This window comes from Mucilaginibacter paludis DSM 18603, from assembly GCF_000166195.2.
GTDB classification, from domain to species: Bacteria; Bacteroidota; Bacteroidia; order Sphingobacteriales; family Sphingobacteriaceae; genus Mucilaginibacter; species Mucilaginibacter paludis.
Window position 1 is genome coordinate 7,100,943 of record NZ_CM001403.1, and the last position, 19,503, is coordinate 7,120,445.

Here is a 19,503-nt window from a genome sequence, read left to right on the forward strand (position 1 = left end):
AAAACAGGATATATACCCATAAGGTATATATCCTGTTAAACAATATAAAATGAAGTGATTATTGTAACTTGGCCAAAGCGGCAGCAATCCGGTTCATGGCTTCAATCAGTTTTTCTTCCGATGCAGCGTATGATATCCGGATAGATTTTGGATCGCCAAACGAATCACCGCCTACGGTGGCTACGTGTCCTTCTTCCAGCAAAAAGATGCTCAATTCGTCGGCATCGTTAATGGTTTTGCCGTTATAGCTTTTTCCAAAAAACGAGGTCACGTTAGGGAAAAAGTAAAAGGCGCCATCCGGCAGGTTAGTTTGTATGCCCGGTATTTTTGATAACATATCGTAAACAATACCACGGCGTTTTCGGAAAGCTTCACGCATTTCTAAAACGCTCTCCAAGCCACCTTCGTAAGCGGCAATGCCTGCACGCTGGGTGATGGAGCAGGTACCCGAGGTAATTTGACCTTGTAATTTATCAAAAGCAGCAGCGGTTTCTTTGCTTGATGCCGAGTAGCCAATGCGCCAGCCCGTCATGGCGTATGATTTTGAGAAACCGTTGATGATGATCACGCGGTCTTTAACGGATTCAAATTGTGCGATGGATTCGTGGGCCTCAACAAAGTTGATATGCTCATAGATCTCGTCAGACAGGATGTAAATTTCAGGATAGCGTTCAAACACTTCTACCAAACCGGCCAGTTCTTCTTTGCTGTAAACACTGCCGGTAGGGTTACACGGCGATGAGAACATAAATAACCTGGTTTTAGGCGTAATGGCAGCCTCTAACTGTTGCGGCGTAATTTTAAAGTTTTGCTCAACGGTCGAGTCGATAAAAACGCTTGTTCCTTCGGTTAATTTAACCACTTCCGAGTATGAAACCCAGTACGGTGTAGGTATAATTACCTCCTCGCCGGGGTTAACCAAACATAATAGCGCGTTAGCAATAGCCTGCTTAGCACCGGTTGAAACAACAATCTGGCTAAAGTCGTAATCCAGGCCGTTTTCGTTTTTTAACTTGGCGGCAATAGCCTTACGTAGTTCCGGGTAACCGGATACAGGGGTATAGTAGGTGAAGTTATCGTCCATGGCTTGCTTGGCAGCGGCTTTGATATGCTCCGGTGTGTGAAAATCGGGCTCACCAAAACTCAGGCTGATCACATCAACCCCTTTAGCTGAAAGTTCGCGGCCCAGCTTTGCCATTTTAATCGTTGCTGACTCAGATAGATTTTGGATCCTGTCGCTTAATACATTCATAATATTTGGTTGTTATTGCGCCCAAATATAGAAAATAACTTTGCTGCTGTTATACTGCCCAATATAAATTTCACTTTTAAAACTAATTGATGAATAGGCTATTAACTGGCATACTGCGTTTCTGTAAAATTTATAGGAGAAATTTTATATAAGTTTGCCGTAAAATAAAAACAACTTGCAGGAACAACGAAAGATAATTCTGATTTCTTTAATCACAGGTATCGTGTTAATGGTAGCCAAATTTTCGGCCTATTTTTTAACAGCTTCTAACTTTATACTAACCGATGCCGCCGAGAGCATCGTTAATGTAGTGGCCAGTGCCTTCGCGTTTTTCAGCATCTACCTTTCGTCGCGGCCAAAAGATATCAATCACCCTTACGGGCATGGCAAGGTGGAGTTTTTTTCGGTATTTGTTGAGGGAATTTTGATCCTGATAGCGGGTATCGTTATCGTGGTTAAATCTGCCTACGGCCTGTTTCACCCTAACGAGGTACACGATGTTTTAAAAGGCGCATCCATCATCGGTGCAACCGGCATTATTAACGGTGTATTGGGCTGGTACCTGATAAAAAAGGGCGAAAGTTTACGATCGATGACGCTGGATGCCGATGGGCGCCATTTATTAACCGATATGGTTACCAGCGGCGGCCTGGTAATAGGTTTAACCTTAATTTATTTTACCAAGATAGCCATACTTGATAATGTACTCTCGATAGCCGTTGCCGGATACATTATTTTTACAGGCTATAAGCTTACCCGCAGGGCCATAGCCGGCTTAATGGACGAGGCCGACTTTAAAATTGTAGAACATGTTATTGCTATTTTAAACGCCAAACGCAAGGTGGAGTGGATTGATGTACACAACCTGCGAGCGCAAAAATATGGTAACGAGTTGCATATTGATTGCCACATGACGCTGCCAAACTATTTCGATCTGAACCGCGTGCACCACGAGGTGCAGTTGGTTGATGTATTGATTAACCAGGAAGCAAGTATTAAAACTGAACTGTTTATCCATACCGACCCCTGTATACCCGCCTGTTGCCATTATTGCAGCATGCCCGATTGCCCTATCCGCAGCGAGCCAAAATCAAAAGATATTGAATGGACCATGGATAATGTAACACGTAACAAAAAACACTTTGAATAATGCCGTCATTTAATGTAAGGGTTTATGGCTTATTGATTAATGATAAGCGCGAGGTGCTGATTAGCGACGAAAAGGAATATGGCACGCTGTTTTCAAAATTCCCCGGTGGTGGGCTGGAATATGGTGAAGGTTTAATAGATGGTTTAAAGCGTGAGTTTTTAGAGGAGTGCGATATGGAGATAGATGTGGTGAAGCACTTTTATACAACGCATTTTTTTGTTGAGGCTCTTTTTGTTGGCGGGCAGCTGATCAGCGTATATTACCTGGTGAAAAATGTTTCGCCCATCAGCCTGGTTATTAAACACAAACCGTTTGATTTTGATGCCGAAGGCGAAGTTTTACAGGCGTTTAGGTGGGTAAGTATCGATAGCATTACGCCCGATGATGTTACCTTCCCCATTGATAAACACGTGGTTGAATTATTAAAAAACGAACATGAACTTAGTTGAGCGCGATCTGAAAGTAATATGGCACCCTTATACCCAAATGCAAACCGCCGCGCCGCCTATCCCCATTGTTAGGGGCGAGGGGGCTTTACTGTTTGATGAGGAAGGCAAAAGCTATATCGATGCGGTTTCATCCTGGTGGGTAAATATTCATGGGCACTCGCACCCATACATCGCCCAAAAAGTTTCGGCTCAGTTATCGCAATTGGAGCATGTGATATTTGCGGGCTTTACCCATACTGGTGCCGTTGAACTCGCCGAAAGGTTATTGGAAATATTGCCACAAAATCAGTCTAAAGTGTTTTACTCTGATAACGGTTCAACCGCTATCGAAGTGGCTATAAAAATGTGCCTGCAATACTGGCACAACCAGGGCGCGCCGCGCACCAAATTGCTGGCGTTTAAAAATGCTTATCATGGCGATACCTTTGGTGCCATGGCAGTTAGCGCACGCAGCGCCTTTACCAATGTTTTTGAGGCGTTGTTGTTTGAAGTGGAATTTATCGACTTGCCAAATGCCGCTAACATCTCAGACCTCAAATCTCATATCACCAACCTCAAAGCTAACTTAGCCTGCTTTATTTTTGAGCCCTTGCTACAGGGTTCGGGTGGGATGTTGATGTACGATGCGCCATACCTGGACGAGTTGATGGCTCATTGCCGCGCCGAAAATGTTTTAACCATTGCTGATGAAGTGCTTACCGGCTTTGGCCGTACCGGGAAGCGTTTCGCCTGCGATCATCTGCAGCAGCAGCCGGATATCATGTGTTTCTCCAAAGGTTTAACAGGCGGAACAATGGCCCTGGGTTTAACTACCTGCACACAGGCTATATACGATGCATTTTTATCGGCAGATAAGCTTAAAACCTTGTTTCACGGGCACTCGTTTACCGCCAACCCCATTGCCTGTGCGGCTGCGCTGGCCAGTCTGGATTTGTTTTTGTTGCCCGAAACCATGGCTAATATCAAGCGGATTGAAGAGCGGCACTCCCGTTTTGGTTTGAAGGTGGGCCAGCATCCCAAAATCAAAGAGTGCCGCCAAACAGGAACCATTATTGCCCTGGAGTGGGAAACAGGTAGCCAAACATCGTACTTTAGCAACCTGCGCGATAAACTTTACAATCATTTTTTGGAAGCTGGTATTATTTTGCGCCCCTTAGGTAATGTACTTTACATTTTACCCCCATATTGCATTACCAATGAGCAACTGGATTATATTTACAGCCAGATTGAACATGCGCTGGATGTTTTTTAACTGATTGACTATGGAGAACTTATTGAATACCATTGTAGCTAACCCTGATTTGCACGCCCGCTGGTTAAACACCCTATCGCTGATGGAGAATACCGGCGCCCGAAAAATTTCGGCCAGCGAGGATACCGTTAACGTAACCTATATCATCCTTAAACACGCCGCCGAAGAGCATCGCCATGCCTTTTATTTAAAAAAGCAAATAGATAAGATAGGCGAGGGTGTATGCCCCACCTATGCCCGTGAGTTTTTGCTGGCCCCGGCTCAAAGCAAATATTATTTAAACCAGTTGGATGTTGAAGTGTGCCGATACCTGAAACGCGAGCTCAAGTTAAGCGGGGCTGATTTAAGGTTTGCCGCCTATTTACTGGTAACCTATGCCATCGAAGTTCGTGCTGACGAGCTATATCCCATTTATCAGCAAGCCCTGGATAACGCAGGCAGCAAGGTTAACGTTAAATCCATCATTTTAGAGGAAGAAGGGCACCTGGAAGAGATGATCAATCAACTTAAAGCTTTCTCGCCGGATTGGCAATTACACGCCGATAACGCAGTGGTTATGGAGCGTGCTTTGTTTGATCAATGGATTAAAGGCCTGGGCGAGGAGATATTGGTAGGATAGAACTATAGGCTGGTGATGTTATTAAGTTATTATAAATCAATGTCGTTTAGTTACGAAATGGGGTTGTTTATAAAATGGCAATATACTTATGCAAGGGCTCCAGATGCTATTTATAATCGCTCGCATAGAACACACCCCTCCGCCCCTCTCAAGAGGGGAATCGCACGGGCCGCCGCTTGGTTTGTGTAATGTATTGATAATGAGTGTTTTTTATCATTATAAATAGGGATATTTATAATCGCTCGCATAGAACACACCCCTCCGCCCCTCTCAAGAGGGGAATCGCGCGGGCCGCCGCTTGGTTTGTGTAATTTATTGATAATGAGTGTTTTTTATTCTGATCCCCTCTCTCGAGGGGCGGGTTTGGTTGTGCGGCTGCAGGGGTGTGTTTCCCCGCGCGACGAACTCTGCAACCCCCAACTGCTTAACTAACCGGCATTGAATAATCGATGCCAAATTTCTTGATCTGTTATTCGGGTGGACGAATCTGTTAATTTCCGGAACGTTAAATTTTAACAAGTACTTAGGAGCTTATACTCCTGGAAAGTATTCCGAATTTATTGAAGGTCCATCAATAAAAACAATTCATCGTTCACCTCATCTCAATGCTTGCCCACATACTCCGTAAAAACCTGCTGCAAATAGGCTTTGCCGTACGTTACAGTTTTATCGTTCAGTGCCTTATCAGCCTTGGGGTTTTTGGTGTAGATAATTTCTTTCCCGATGTTATCGAAAGATACGGCTTGTTCGGGTGTCATAAAACCAAAGCCATTATCCCAGTCAAAAAAAGCGAATGATTTGCTGCCCGGGTTTAGCAGATCTTTTGACCATTTAAACTGGTTATAAGGCAAATTAAGCTGACCCAATACCGTTGCGGCTATATCAGTTTGGCCGCCGAGCTTATGTATTTTAAGGCCGTGGTATTGATCTTTGATAGCGCCACCCACAAACAGTAATGGGATGTGGTATTTAGCAGGCATATAAGATTCTGATGTGTTGCGGGGCAGCCTGTGGCCATGATCGGCAACTAAAACGAACAAGGTATTTTTATACCAGGGCTGTAACTTGGCATGCTCAAAATAAGCGTTCAGGCACGAGTCGGTATAAAAAGCTGTGCTCCTGAACTGGTTGGTAACGCTATCGCCCGGGAAATGGCGCTTGCCGGGCATATCAAAGGGCTCATGGTTGGTTAAGGTTTCTACCAGCGAGAAAAATGGCTTGGTTTCCGTATTCAAATACCTGATGTGGGCATCTAACAGCGTTCCGTCATTTACACCCCATTTGGAGTCAACCTGGCTGCGGTCAAAATTACCTTCGCCGGTAATATGATCAATGCCGTGGCTCAGCATGTACGATTTAAAATTCATGTACTCCACCTCGCCACCGTAAAAGTACGAGGTATGGTAACCTGCGTTTTTTAAGGCTGCAGATAGGGCCGGTAGTTTTTCTTGCTTGGTATTATCGGTTATGATAGTGCGTGTAGCTTGCGATGGAAACGCGCTTAAAATAGCCACAATACCTTTGTCGGTACGGTCGCCGGCAGCGTAGGTACTGTCAAACAGTACGCCTTTTTTAATAAAGTCCTCAAAATGGGGGCACACGCCTTTTTCGCCACCTAACGATTCAATCACATCGGCAGTAAAACTCTCCAGTTGAATAATGACGATGTTTGGCCTTTTGGTGTTTAAAATATGAAGCGTTGTATCCGCCTTTTCCTGGTATGAGGATCGCGATAAACTATCGGCAAATTGAGAATCAAAATACAAGTAAGGGTTATGGCTGGCTTTAAGGTTTTCAAAGATATTGTCGAACAGGTTCCATTCGGTATTCAACGCCGATTGGTTCAGGATCTGCTTGCTCGAAAAATAAGCCATACTTTGGTTAATGGGCGTAGCTTGCAAGCCGCCGCGGATCACCAAAAAATTAATGGCGAGCAGGAGAGCCGAAAAAATAATTTTGAAAGAGTTTTTCCTTTCGGGTGCTTCGTACTTATACTGGATCACCTTTTCGGCAATGATGATCCCTAAAGCCAGCATCAACAGGCCAATACTGATGCACAGGAAAATGGGAGAGGAGCCGCTGGATGCAATAGCCTCCGAGAACTGGTGGATAATACTATCAAAAACCCGGTAGTTTACTTTGGTGCCCCATTCGGTAAAAATATTGAGGTCAAGTATGGTCAAAAAGCAAACCAGTACCAGGCAGATCCAGATGTATACCCTGAGCCAAATGGTGCTTATGCGCGGGTGGGGCATAAACCATACCGCTATAGAAACCAGCAGCGGTATTATCGCTATGTAAGCAGCTGTAGAAAGATCGAGCCGGATAGCATATAAAAAGGATTGGATAATTTCTGTCCAGCTCGCTATTTTTAATTTTTCACTGAAGTAGATTTCAAATGTAATCCTGGCAATAAAAAAGAAGATTAGCCAGAATAGGTAAAATCTGACTAAACTAAAAAGGTTTTTCAACATCGGGCGCTAAATTAGCTATTTAACCCGATGTTAAAAAATCTTTACCATATTGTTACGATAAATGTTAGTGCCTGCCCCTCGACATGTTTTGCAGGTCGGTTAACGATATTTTAGTATAATCGGCAGGTACAGCAAAAGCACCTGCAGGTAATTTTGCATCGCTGATTGATTTTAATGTAACCACTTGCGCGCCTTTATCACTACCACCCTGTAAATAAGTAAACATAACCGGTGTGCCCAGGCTGGTATAATACTTATTGATCATGTTTGGTGGTACGGTGATGTCCTTAGTGATCCATAAGTCGTAAACGATACCGCTCTTCGTATCCTTAGATTGATATTTAATGCAATTGTAATCGCCAATTTTTTTAGTTTCTTCTGTTTTGGTAAAGGCGTACTGTGGCTCCATACTCATGGCTTCTTCAATCTCGGCTGGTGTGCCTACAGCCGCCATTTTACGGTTAGCAACGGGCACATCAACTAAAACCGCAAAAAAACCATTTTTCTCGCTGCTCACCATTTTAATCTGCGCCGGTCCTTGTTGAAACGACAGGCTCGAGCTATCACCTTTAAAGGCTGATAAGGCATCGACACTGTTACCTGCTACACTGATATTATAAGTGATGGTACCTTCGGTATAAACTTTTTGAGCCTTTGCGCCAAATACCGTTGCTGTTAAGGCAAGTGCTAAAGCGGCGTTTTTAATTACAGTAATATTCATTGGGTTTTATTTTTTTACAATTTATTGATTAGATACCAAAGTTAGCGATTTGTTACGTTTTAAGTTTCTATAATTTACTTTTAACAACATCGCCTCCTGTTCCAGTTGGTCGTTTAAACGGTTTGAATTTGATCCGCCAACTATCAACAGTTTAAAAATATAACTTTGTTTCAGTAATTGCAAATTGGTTTGCGGGTTCCCGGTAAGGTAAATATAGTCGGTATTTAACCTTTCGGCCATTTTTTTTGCAACAAGGGTTCTGTCAAATATCACAATACGCTGCCCGTTAAATTTAATGGGCTTAACAGGCGGCAAGTTGCCGTTATGGCCTGTAAGCAGGTTGATATCCACCTGGTTTACGGTGCCGATCTGGCAGCTATCCAGGTATGGCTGTATAGTATATTGATAGGCTTTATCCTGCTCCTTTAAATCGGTTATTAAAACAGCCGAGTTACCCGTACGGAACAATATGCCGCTGTTTTTGCGTAAACTGAAAAAAGTTAAAGCATTGGTGCGCGATGATCTGAAAGTTTTAAGGCTGATGCTTATTGATAACGCTAAACCAATTACCAAACTAAATTTTAGCCATTGTTTATTCCGCAGGGTTAAAAAACAAAAGATACCGGCAATAAGGGCGTAGCATAATATAAATTCTGCCGGGCTAAGCCATAATTTATTAATGGTGGCAAAAGGGGCATGTTCCATCAGGGCCAGGGTTTTGGTCATGATAGATATGGTTTTATCCAGCAACCAGCCTAATCCGTAAGATAGCCAGGGTATCGGGGGCAGCGCCAGGTACAGTATACCTGCATACATTACAATAGCCGACGGTATAATGATGAAAATGTTACTCGCCAAAAAGTACACCGGGAAATCATGAAAGTACAAAATGCCTATTGGCAACAGGATAATTTGGGCCGATAGGGATACCGAGCAAACCAGCCATACCTCGCGCAGGTATTTATTTTTAAAGCTTAGCCAGCGGTAAATAGGTGGCTGGATAATGATGATGCCAAAAACAGCAAGGTAAGAGAGCTGGAAGCCTGCATCGGTAATGTAAAATGGGTTGTAAAGCAATAATATAAAAGCAGATAATGCCAGCAAATTTAATTTATGAATATGCCTGTTAAAGGTAGAACCTGTAATAACCATACTAAGCATCAAGGCGGCACGGCTTACCGCTGGCGAAAAGCCCGTAATTAACGCGTAACACCAAATAAGCACAATGGCTATGATAGCTTTAATTATTTTGCTGTGTTTGTGTTGCGGCAAAAGCGACAGTATAAAAACAATCAAAAAATAAACCAGGCCCACATGCATCCCCGCTACCGAGAGCAAATGCATGGTTCCCGTTTTGGAGTAGGCTTGCTGTACATCTTTACGCAAATCGGCCCGGTAACCTAAAATAATGGTTGATGCCACAGCCACGGCATCGGTATCGGCCATGTTAGCCCTGAGCTTGTTAACCAGGTAAAGCCTAAGCTTAAGAGCATTGGCTACCATTGGGTTACCGCTGTTATGGTGCAAGGTGGTAATTTCGTGCTGAATCAAGAATAGTTGATGGTATATATTTTGATGGGCCAGGTAGGCTTTGTAGTTAAATTCGGCGGGGTTTAAGGGAGCATCAACAGGCGTAAATTTGACAGGGAACAGCACCTCGTCGCCATAGGCCAAATTGATTTTTTTACTGGTGTCTGTTTTAACAGAAACAAGCAGGTTGCCGCTTACAGGGTTTAGTTTAACCGTATCGCCACTTTGTTTTACTTTAACTATAAACCTTAAAATGCCTGCATTTAGCTTAGGCTCGCTGTTGATGATGCCTGTTAAGTATTTTGCCGGGTGTTTGGAAAAATGATCAGTTGCATTAATACCGCGGTTTATTTCAAAACTATATATGCCGGCCATTAACAATAAAGTAAATGCTATGAGGCCGCCCATCCACTTTGTTTTGTAAATATGTAAACGCTGGTAGGCAAAGTTTAACCCAATAAAAACCAACGCTACAGCCCCTAATGCAAGTTGCAGCAAGTGCAGGTGTGCTGCAAACGGATACAGCATAGCTAAACACAGGCCGGCCACAAAGGGCAGCAATAATAGTGCAAAGGGCACTTGTGCTTTGTTAAAGGCAATCATTAATGAATGCGATAAGGTGGTGATATATCGATTTGTAAATTAAACTTTTTTATGCGGCATAAATTAGCAAATTTATAATAATGAAATAATAGCAATAAGCGGTATTGTTTTTGTATACTTTTGTATACTATTTATCCGATAACTCAATGTCGAAATATTTTTTCCGGTTTGTTTTTTACCCTTGTTTAATTTTAATGTTGTGTATAACGGCTTGTAAGCAACAGCCGCAGATTGCGACTAAATTTTACAAGCACTATCAAAATAAAGTATATAACGAATTTGACACCGCTGCTTACTATACAGAATTTTCGCGGCAGTTAGCGCTGCTCAAACCCAGGCTGCGGTACTCGGCCACACTCAATAATTATTATAAGAGCCGCCATTTTGAGTTGCATTTTGTCGACCAGTTTTTATTTAACGGGCAACTGCGCACGCTCATCAAATATTTAAACGATGCGCCCGGGCATGGCCTTAACGCCGCTGTGTTTAATGCCGCCAGTATTGAGCGCGATCTGGATACCATGGAGGCTAATCATTTTACTAAAATACAGGATGTTTACCCTGTACTGGTACGCTTAGAGCTTGAAACCGCCAGTTCACTGTTAACCTACGCAACCGCCTTACAATACGGCGTGGTTAACCCGCGCAGTTTATATAGGCGTTATGATATACCCGTTAAGCGCCCGGATAGCTTAATGTTTAAAAAAGTATTGGAGGCCGATAGTTTGAATAGCTACCTGGAGCAAATTCAACCCCGGAGCGAAGCATACCTTGTGCTTAAAAAAGAGCTGGCCGCCATGAGCACCGTTACCAACGCGGATAGTCTTCAACTACGAACCATTAAACTGAATATGGAGCGTTTAAGGTGGCAGACGCCTGCCAAAGATAGCCGCTACTTATGGGTAAACATACCGGCTTTTAAATTGCAGTGGATAGAGAATAAAAAGGTTGTATTTGACATGAAGGTTTGCTTAGGTGAGCCGAAGCCCGCCGGTTATGATACCATGCTGCTGCGATATTTAAAAACGCATAGCATTGATGATAAACCCGTTAATCACGAAACTACCATCCTGTGCAGCCGCATCAACACCATACAGCTTAACCCCAACTGGAACATACCCAGCAGCATAGCACAAAACGAAATTTATTATGCCATATTAAGAAACCCGGCCTACCTGTCAAACAATAACATCAGGGTGTATTACAAGGATAAATTGGTTACCCAGCCCGATACCATTCGCTGGGGGCGGATACAGCGGCAAAAAATACCCTATAAATTCAAGCAGGACGCCAGCGAGTTAAATGCGCTTGGCAAGTTCAAGTTTATATTTGACAACGAAGCCGGTATTTACCTGCACGATACGCCCAATAAGAAAGCCTTTGGCAGTAGCTGGCGAGCGGTAAGCCACGGTTGTGTGCGTGTTGAAGATCCGTTGAAATTGAGCGAAGCATTGGTTAACGATACCAATATGGTTGATAACATCCGCATGGAGGTTGGGCTGAAGCCGGTAAACCTGAAAGACACCACCAAATACAACGCTATACAAGCCAAAAGAGCGGTAAAAGGCTTTGAGCTAAAATCGAAATATATTGGCCTTAAGCCTGATATGCAGCTTTTTATCGACTACTACACCTGCTGGCCCGACGAAAATGGCAAACTGGTTTTTTATGCTGATGCCTACCGCATGGATACTGTTTTGGAAAAGGCGATGGGGAAGTATTTGAATAAGTAGGGGATGCCGAATATAAAGAAATTATTCGTTCTGCTTTTTGCGATGATTTGCCAGTACCATGTAACATTGGGACAGGTCGCTAAGTATCATAAGGTAAGCAATGAAGCCTTAGTATATGTTCTCAATAATTTAACGCTTATAGCTAAATATAAAACGCCCGATAACTATCAAACCTCGGGGCCGGATCTTTTTATCAGTGTTTTTGATGTTTCCGACCCATCGGGGAGCGCAGGGAATGAAAGTTGTGAGGTTACCACTACGATCTATATTGCAGTTTCGGAAGATGGAGAAGCTCCTGAACAGCATGTTTATAAACTCACCTCCCTTTACAACCCTAAGTTTGTTAAATGGATGCAAAAGCCCGGAGGGCCGGCGATGTTATTATCCTACGGAAGCTCTGATGGAAAAAGGAAGGCAATTGAAGTGAAAATCGCTTTGCAAGGATTAACCATTATAAGCAAATAATGGAGTGTTTCAGCGGAATTGATACTTTTTCGATAAAAGTGAAAATGTGACAGAAGTACCCTTCATTCCTGGGAGCAAATGACTTAGGGAGGCATTTAAAATACATGGCCATGAGGTATAGCGAAGAATCTTTTCAGCGTGCCATGCAGCCGTGGAGATCTTGCCGCAGATTTATTGCTCCCATAATCAGTATCTTAATTTACAACATCGGCCCGCTCAATCGCAGCGGAAGAGCTTGTTACGTTATTCACTGTTGTTTGTTTTAGTGTGAATGATTGCTAGTGTCGCGTCAATTTGATATTGTCGTATATTTATTATACCTTTATCATCCAAAACGGATATGATAAAGTATAGAGTAACGTTAACAGAAGAAGAGCGGGGGCGGCTAAGTGCAATAATCAGCAAGGGTTCTCACAGTGCCCAACAGTATCGCAATGCTTATATTTTATTGAATTGCGATGAAAGTGGACTTGGGGAAAAGATCATCAACGAAGAAGTCAGCCGTGTTTTAAAAGTAAGCATGCGAATGATTGACCGGGTCAAACAGCGTTTTGTTGAAGACGGTTTTGAAGCGTGCCTGGACCGTAAGCCTATAATCAAGACAAAAGCAAAAAAAATAGACGGGGAAGCCGAGGCGCATTTAATAGCATTAAGTTGTGGCAAAGCACCCGAAGGCTTTTCAAAATGGTCGCTACGTTTATTGGCTGATAAAATGGTTGAGTTGAAATATGTAGAAGATATTTCCTATGAAACGATAAGAAAGACGTTAAAAAAAACGAGTTAAAACCCTGGAAAGTAAAAGGCTGGGTAATACCACCGCACCAAAGCAGTGATTTTGTTGCTAATATGGAGCATTTGCTGGATGTATATAAACGACCTTATAGCCAAGAGTTTCCGGTCGTTTGTATGGATGAGTCCCCAAAACAGCTGATTACAGAAACACGGTTGCCCATCCCAATGAAACCCGGACAAGATGCTCGGGAAGATTTTGAATATGCGCGTTGCGGGGTAGCCAATATATTCTTGGCATCAGAGCCATTGAACGGGAAAAGATATGTGGAGGTGACAGAACGGAAAACAAAAACAGACTGGGCAAAATTCATCAAACAAATAGCCGACGATTGGTACCCGAAAGTCACTAAAATAACCTTGGTAATGGATAACCTTGGCACACATAAACCAGCAGCGTTGTACGAGGCCTTTGAGCCGAAAGAAGCCAAACGACTAAGGGACAGGTTTGAATTTGTTTACACCCCAAAGCATGGCAGTTGGTTGAACATGGCAGAAATAGAGTTAAATGTTTTGATGGGACAATGTCTAAACCGAAGGATTGACAATATCAAAAAGATGCAAAAAGAAGTGTTGGCCTGGCAAACCCACCGAAACAATAAAGAAGCTACCATTAACTGGCAATTTACAAATGACGATGCAAGGATTAAACTCAAACGCCTTTACCCGACAATTTTAACTTGACGTGACACTAGCGCAATTTTGTCTTGATACAAAAAGTAACCAAATACCGACCGAAGGGAGCTCATGAACACCTTGAAAAAAACAAACAAAAGGTGAATAACATCAAGACTGCCTGATACTTCCACCCGCAGGCCAAGCCCAGCCCGGCGTGCAGTCAGGCTTTTGCGCACTTTTCTTTTTGCATCTAACAGTCTGCGAGGTTCAAAAGTTATCCCTATTTTTTTCGGTTGGCCGGATCGGTTACTTAACATGAAGTATGTTTTTTGCGCGAAAGCTGTCATCCTGATACTTCGTCAGTCTCAGTAGTCCAAGGACGTGCGGCATGGCCCTGTACGAGATTTTTTTGATGCGGCTTGCAATGGCGCGCTTTTAAGCTGTTGATTATCAATGTTTTTTATTTTGATAATAATCAGTGTTTTTAATTTAGAGCACCTAAGCCCTACTCAAACCCTGCTTGGTAGATAGTGCTTTAAAAGTCGCCCCTAATAAACCAACGCACATAATTAACCCCAGTAATGCATAGGGATTTAGAAAAAGCGGCGGCCTTTTGCGATTCCTTCCTTGGGGAAGGTGTAGGAAGGGGTTTGTTCGCCTACCTTGACGTCATCCCTGTTTCTTTCGGTTGGCCGGATCGGTTACTCAGGATGACCTCGGAAGGGAAGGTGCTTGTCTTCAATCAACAGAAGCACATGGTTGGAAGAACTTTACACTATCATCCCCAAAACATCATTAATCGGCTGATCGCTGTTAATCAATATCCCTTTAACCCCTGCGGCGGTTCCGGCTTCTACATCCCGTTCGCGGTCGCCAATAAAATACGATTGGGCCGGGTCGATATTATATTTTTCAATTCCCTGGAGCAGCAGGCCGGGTTTTGGTTTGCGGCAATCGCAGTCGCCGGTATATTGGGGGTGATGCGGGCAGTAAAATATATCAGTAAATTCAACACCGTGTTGCTGATAGGTATCTCGAAGCAGGGCGTGCATTTTAGCCAGTTCATCCTCGCTGTACCAGCCTTTGGCCAGGCCGCCCTGGTTGGTGGCCACAATCAGCAGGTAGCCCTTATCTTGCAAGGCTTTTAAAGCGTCAAAATTATTCAACACTACAAAATCCTCCACGCGGCAAACATAGTCGCCTAATTCCTTATTCAATACACCGTCACGATCTAAAAAAACAGCTTTATTTTTTGCAGGCATTTATTCCAATTTGTAGCAAAAATATAAAATTAGTTGGAAGTGGGGTTAATGGCCGCCGTATCGGGTTGGTTTAGCCTCATATAAAAGTTGGTATAAAAGTCCCCGTCCGATGCCGTAAACTGATATCCGGCAGCGTAGTAATTGTTCCATCCAGATTTTTTGTCCTCAAAGGCTTTGGCATAAGCCGGTTTAAGGTCATCCTTCAATATCGCCCCGGCATTTTTAAAATTGATAAAGAAAGCTACATTGCTGCGTTCGGCCTGCAAATTATCAAAGCGCGTAAAGTCATCCGATTTACTTAAAAAGTTCCCCTTGGTGTAATTTTTATAATACTCCGTTAAGCCCGATTGCGAGTTGCAAATAATGAGGTAATTATCGGCAATCATAAAATAGGGCCGCCTAAAAATGCTAAAGGCATCGCCCAGTAAATAAAACGGCAGCTTATCGTAATTAAACAGGCCCATATCATCGTTAACCATGGTACTGATGTTTACCATAAAAGGGCGAAGGTTTAAGCCGTTTTTAAGCTGTACAAGCGCTATTTTTTCCTGGTAGCGGGTAGTGATGATGGCAAACTCGTTACCCAGCAGGTTAATAAATTCTTTATTGAGGTCGATACTGGTTTCTTTTTTGATGCGGTTTAAAACCGCTTTTTTTTCGGCTGTAAACCCAGCCTTGAGCTGCCATTGAAAAAGATTGTCCTCAAATTTAGCCGGATCGGATATGGCAAAGTTGATACTGTAGGCCGTACTTGCCGGGAAAATACTTTTAAGCTTATTAACTGTGGGCTGCTGGTAGCGGTAAATATCTAAATAACTTTTAGGTCCCTGCTCCTGGATGTGGCTTATGCCGTTAAACATCAGCGCATCGGTTTTATAATTGAGGCTTAAAGCGCCAATGGCCGATAGCATCCTGAAGCTACGGAATATATCGGTATTTTTTGTGCTGAAAAGCTGATCGAACAGCGGCGATAGTTGTGTATAGTTAACGTACAGGTTAGCAATAGAGTTGGAGTTTTGCTGATCGGAAAGCTGTACAAAATACTTTTCGTGTTTTTCTTTTTTGTATTTGGCCGCGTTTTCAACCAGTTGCTGCGAAAAGCTGGCCGAAAACGTTTTATCATCAGCCAGCATTAAATAAAAACGCCTTTTGGTTGCGTTAAGGTAAATGTTATAGCCTTTTTTACCGCCGAGCTGCATTTCATGTATCAGCACCTTTCCGTTTTTTTGCCTGGCTATCTGGTCCAGCTCGTCGCCTATGTCCGCCGTGCTCGATGTGGTAATCAAAAAATCAATAGCATCGGTTGGCTTTTGCGGGTGCAGCGATATAAACAAGCTTTGCCCGTTAAACAATGGTTTTAAAAGCGGGTTATCCAGTACGCTAACTTTTAAATCGTTTAATTCTGCCGATTTTTCGTCGCCTATCAGGGTGCTTAGCAGCGGGCTGTTCTTAAATATATCGTAAAAACCCTGGTCGTTTTTATATTCAAATATCAAAGCGGCATCAGCTGGTATATTGCCCATTACCTTGCCCGATTGCTGGCCCGGTGGGTTTAGGTTTTTAAAATACATAACCGATAGCATTACCGCTATAATCAGTAACACAATCGTCATTATAATATTTCTCATTACAGTATTTTTTTCAAATTTAGATTTTTAGCACCGGGCAGTTAAATTTCTTTTCAACTTGTTAACTTAGCGGTCTAAATTTCTCCATGAACAAACAAATTATCTTAACAGCTTCGTTCTTCGGAATGCTCGCCGTTATTACAGGTGCCTTTGGCGCACACGCTTTAAAAGCTGTGTTAAGCGAGCAGCACCTCGAAACCTGGCATACCGCCGTACAATATCAGTTTTACCACACATTTGCCCTGTTGTTTTTATCATCGCTCACAAGGTTTAAAAATAATATCGTTTTAACAACTTATTACCTGTTTACTTTCGGCATTATTTTATTCTCGGGTTCGCTTTACCTGCTGTCCTGTCGCGATTTATTAGGTTGGAGCTGGCTGCCTGTAGTTGGGCCGGTAACACCCATAGGTGGTTTGCTATTTATAGCCGGATGGGTTACCTTAGCAATTGCAGGTTATAGAAATAAATAATGCTTGATTTTGCCCAGCCGCTACATAACGAAAGAGAAACGCTTTTTGTTGAAGTGATATTGCCTTTGGCTATTGCTAAAAACTATACGTACAGGGTACCTTTTGAGTTAAATGATAGCGTTGCCATTGGTAAGCGCGTTGTGGTGCAGTTTGGTAAAAGTAAATTGTACACCGCTATTATCAGCTCGATAGGGAACCAGGCGCCCGAAAAATACGAAGCCAAATACATCATCGATATTATGGATGATGCCCCTGTAGTAAACGCCCGGCAGTTATTGTTTTGGAAATGGCTGGCCGATTACTACCTGTGCCATGTAGGCGAGGTGATGAATGCCGCACTACCCGCCGCCCTAAAATTGGCCAGCGAAACTAAAATTGTACTCAACAAAGAGTTTGAGTACAATAAAGCCGACCTGAACGATAAAGAATACCTGATTATCGACGCGCTCGAAATTCAACCCGAGCTCTCCGTTAGCGATATTGTGAAGCTGCTGGGCCAAAAAACGGTGATGCCGCTGTTGCGCGCCCTGTTCGAAAAAAACATCATCCACATATCCGAAGAAGTAAGCGATAAATATAAACCCCGCAGGCGCACCTTCATTACGCTGAATCCGGTTTATAGCAATCCTGAAAGTTTAAAAGAGCTATTTACCATACTGGAGCGTGCGCCCAAACAACTGGATGCCCTCTTGGCCTGCATCCAACTATCGCGCAAGCAAAAACTAATTACCAAAGCCGAGTTAACCGAGGCCAGCGGCGCAGGGGCAGCAGCAATAAAAGCCCTGATAGATAAGGAAGTTTTTATTGCCGATGAGCGGACGGTTAGCCGCCTGATGGGCGAAGAACATGAGCTGGACGAAAATTTTGTGCTAAGCGATAACCAACGTGCGGCGCTTAAAAATATTAACACGCAATTTGCTGATAAGGATGTAGTGTTGCTACACGGGGTTACCTCATCGGGCAAAACGCAGATCTACATCCGGCTGATTGAGCAGATGCTGGCCAGCGGCAGGCAAACGCTTTATTTATTGCCCGAAATTGCCTTAACCACCCATATTGTTGAGCGCCTGCGCCGCCATTTTGGTAACCATATTGGCGTTTATCATTCTAAATTTAACGATAACGAGCGGGTTGAAGTTTGGCAGAAGGTATTGAAGGGCGATTACCAGATTATACTGGGAGCGCGTTCATCGGTGTTTTTGCCTTTTGACGATCTGGGGCTGATTATTGTTGACGAGGAGCACGAAAGCTCATACAAACAATATGATCCGGCGCCGCGCTACAATGCCCGCGATGCCTCAATTTACTTAGGGGCACTGCACAGTGGCAAGGTGCTGTTAGGATCGGCCACGCCTTCGTTCGAATCTTACTACAATGCCAAAACCGAAAAGTATGGCCTTGCCGAAATGCCCGAGCGCTTTGGCGGGGTGGAGCTGCCCGAAATACAGGTGGTAAGCATTACCGAAGAAACCAAGCGCAAAACCATGCAGTCGCATTTTAGCAGTGTGCTGATGCGGGATATAGAGGAGGCCCTGGCCAAAAAAGAGCAGGTGATTTTGTTTCAAAACCGCCGTGGCTACGCGCCTGTTATTATTTGTAAAACCTGCGCCTACAGCCCCAAATGTATTAACTGCGATGTTACCCTAACTTACCATAAAAGCAGCGGCAAATTGCATTGCCATTACTGCGGCTACCGCGAAGATTCGCCTTCGATATGCCCGGCCTGCGGTTCGGCCCATTTGGAGCACAAGGGTTTTGGTACCGAAAAGGTGGAGGATGAGCTAACCATTTTACTGCCCGATGCCCGCATTGCGCGGATGGATTTGGATACCACACGATCAAAAATGGCCTTCCAGAATATTCTGAATGATATTGAGGAGAAGAAAATAGATATTTTAGTAGGCACCCAAATGGTAGCCAAAGGCCTGGATTTTCCGGATATTACGGTAATTGGCATCATCAGTGCAGATAGTTTGCTCAAATACCCCGACTACCGCGCCAACGAGCGCAGCTTCCAGCTGCTGGCCCAGGTAAGCGGTCGCGCCGGTCGCCGTGGCAAGCAGGGTAAAGTGGTTATCCAAACTTACGACCCAACGCACCGGGTGATAGCCCAGGTGATCAGCAATGATTACCTCGACCTGTATAATACCGAAATTGTAGAGCGTAAAGCCTTTAAGTATCCGCCTTTTTACCGCATCATCAACCTGGATATTAAGCATAAAGACCCGGAAAAACTCTACCACCAGGCCGAATACCTGGCTATCGAGCTCCGCAAGCATTTTGGCGACAGGGTAATAGGCCCCGAGTTTCCGCTGATTAACCGCATCCGCAATTATTACATCAAATCTATTATGCTGAAGTTTGAGAAGGATACGGTATCGATAGCTAAAGTAAAAGTAATTTTACAGGATGTGCTGCTACAGTTCCAAACTACTAATTTAAGTAAAGGCTGTATTGTGCAGCCGGATGTGGATCCATATTGAGT

At 43.6% G+C, this 19,503-nt stretch carries 15 protein-coding genes; 9 read left to right on the top strand and 6 right to left on the bottom strand.

Features of this window, described 5'->3' with window-relative positions; translation table 11 throughout:
• Positions 1-58: 58 nt before the first annotated feature.
• Positions 59-1,252, bottom strand: coding sequence for a pyridoxal phosphate-dependent aminotransferase (locus MUCPA_RS30165; protein WP_008511677.1), 1,194 nt, complete (start codon positions 1,250-1,252; stop codon positions 59-61).
• A gap of 175 nt (positions 1,253-1,427) precedes the next feature.
• On the opposite strand from MUCPA_RS30165, the gene MUCPA_RS30170 reads away from it, so the two are divergent.
• The 4 genes from MUCPA_RS30170 to MUCPA_RS30185 are packed head-to-tail and all read left to right on the top strand — an operon-like array spanning position 1,428 to position 4,722.
• Positions 1,428-2,402 (top strand): cation diffusion facilitator family transporter, encoded by a 975-nt coding sequence (locus MUCPA_RS30170; protein WP_008511678.1) that lies wholly within the window; start codon positions 1,428-1,430, stop codon positions 2,400-2,402.
• Positions 2,402-2,851, top strand: a complete 450-nt coding sequence (locus MUCPA_RS30175) for an NUDIX domain-containing protein (protein ID WP_008511679.1) — start codon at positions 2,402-2,404, stop codon at positions 2,849-2,851. Before MUCPA_RS30170 ends, MUCPA_RS30175 begins: the two co-directional genes overlap by 1 nt.
• Positions 2,838-4,103 carry an adenosylmethionine--8-amino-7-oxononanoate transaminase gene (bioA, locus tag MUCPA_RS30180; RefSeq protein WP_008511680.1) on the top strand — a complete coding sequence of 422 codons (1,266 nt, stop codon included), beginning with the start codon at positions 2,838-2,840 and terminating at the stop codon, positions 4,101-4,103. Before MUCPA_RS30175 ends, bioA begins: the two co-directional genes overlap by 14 nt.
• 10 nt (positions 4,104-4,113) lie before the next feature.
• Positions 4,114-4,722: a hypothetical protein gene (locus tag MUCPA_RS30185; protein ID WP_008511681.1), complete on the top strand. Its 609-nt coding sequence runs from the start codon at positions 4,114-4,116 to the stop codon at positions 4,720-4,722.
• A 602-nt stretch (positions 4,723-5,324) separates the two neighbouring features.
• On the opposite strand, the gene MUCPA_RS30190 is transcribed toward MUCPA_RS30185, so the two are convergent.
• From MUCPA_RS30190 to MUCPA_RS30200, 3 genes are all read right to left on the bottom strand, one after another.
• Positions 5,325-7,196: an LTA synthase family protein gene (locus MUCPA_RS30190; RefSeq protein WP_008511682.1), complete on the bottom strand. Its 1,872-nt coding sequence runs from the start codon at positions 7,194-7,196 to the stop codon at positions 5,325-5,327.
• A gap of 64 nt (positions 7,197-7,260) precedes the next feature.
• Positions 7,261-7,917, bottom strand: a complete 657-nt coding sequence (locus MUCPA_RS30195; RefSeq protein WP_008511683.1) for a hypothetical protein — start codon at positions 7,915-7,917, stop codon at positions 7,261-7,263.
• 21 nt (positions 7,918-7,938) lie between these two features.
• On the bottom strand, positions 7,939-10,050 hold the full coding sequence (locus tag MUCPA_RS30200; RefSeq protein WP_008511684.1) for a ComEC/Rec2 family competence protein: 2,112 nt from the start codon (positions 10,048-10,050) through the stop codon (positions 7,939-7,941).
• A 194-nt stretch (positions 10,051-10,244) separates the two neighbouring features.
• Here MUCPA_RS30200 and MUCPA_RS30205 point away from each other — a divergent pair, with 194 nt between their 5' ends.
• From MUCPA_RS30205 to MUCPA_RS37305, 3 genes are all read left to right on the top strand, one after another.
• Positions 10,245-11,783 carry a L,D-transpeptidase scaffold domain-containing protein gene (locus MUCPA_RS30205; RefSeq protein ID WP_040628390.1) on the top strand — a complete coding sequence of 513 codons (1,539 nt, stop codon included), beginning with the start codon at positions 10,245-10,247 and terminating at the stop codon, positions 11,781-11,783.
• A gap of 3 nt (positions 11,784-11,786) precedes the next feature.
• Positions 11,787-12,248 (top strand): hypothetical protein, encoded by a 462-nt coding sequence (locus MUCPA_RS30210; protein WP_008511686.1) that lies wholly within the window; start codon positions 11,787-11,789, stop codon positions 12,246-12,248.
• Between the two features lie 340 nt (positions 12,249-12,588).
• A protein-coding gene (locus tag MUCPA_RS37305; RefSeq protein ID WP_085983319.1) for an IS630 family transposase occupies positions 12,589-13,721 on the top strand; the annotation gives its coding sequence in 2 pieces (ribosomal slippage) (positions 12,589-13,015 and positions 13,015-13,721; 1,134 coding nt in all).
• A gap of 704 nt (positions 13,722-14,425) precedes the next feature.
• On the opposite strand, the gene MUCPA_RS30225 is transcribed toward MUCPA_RS37305, so the two are convergent.
• Both MUCPA_RS30225 and MUCPA_RS30230 read right to left on the bottom strand, forming a co-directional pair.
• Positions 14,426-14,917, bottom strand: coding sequence for a D-glycero-alpha-D-manno-heptose-1,7-bisphosphate 7-phosphatase (locus MUCPA_RS30225; RefSeq protein ID WP_008511688.1), 492 nt, complete (start codon positions 14,915-14,917; stop codon positions 14,426-14,428).
• 29 nt (positions 14,918-14,946) lie between these two features.
• Positions 14,947-16,545, bottom strand: coding sequence for a hypothetical protein (locus tag MUCPA_RS30230; RefSeq protein ID WP_157544012.1), 1,599 nt, complete (start codon positions 16,543-16,545; stop codon positions 14,947-14,949).
• Positions 16,546-16,631: 86 nt separating this feature from the next.
• Here MUCPA_RS30230 and MUCPA_RS30235 point away from each other — a divergent pair, with 86 nt between their 5' ends.
• Together MUCPA_RS30235 and priA are read left to right on the top strand one after the other, a co-directional pair.
• Positions 16,632-17,018 carry a DUF423 domain-containing protein gene (locus MUCPA_RS30235; protein ID WP_008511691.1) on the top strand — a complete coding sequence of 129 codons (387 nt, stop codon included), beginning with the start codon at positions 16,632-16,634 and terminating at the stop codon, positions 17,016-17,018.
• A complete protein-coding gene (gene priA, locus MUCPA_RS30240) occupies positions 17,018-19,501 on the top strand; it encodes a replication restart helicase PriA (protein WP_008511692.1) in 2,484 nt (827 codons plus the stop codon). The genes MUCPA_RS30235 and priA overlap by 1 nt, the downstream gene beginning before the upstream one ends.
• The last annotated feature ends 2 nt before the right edge of the window (positions 19,502-19,503 follow it).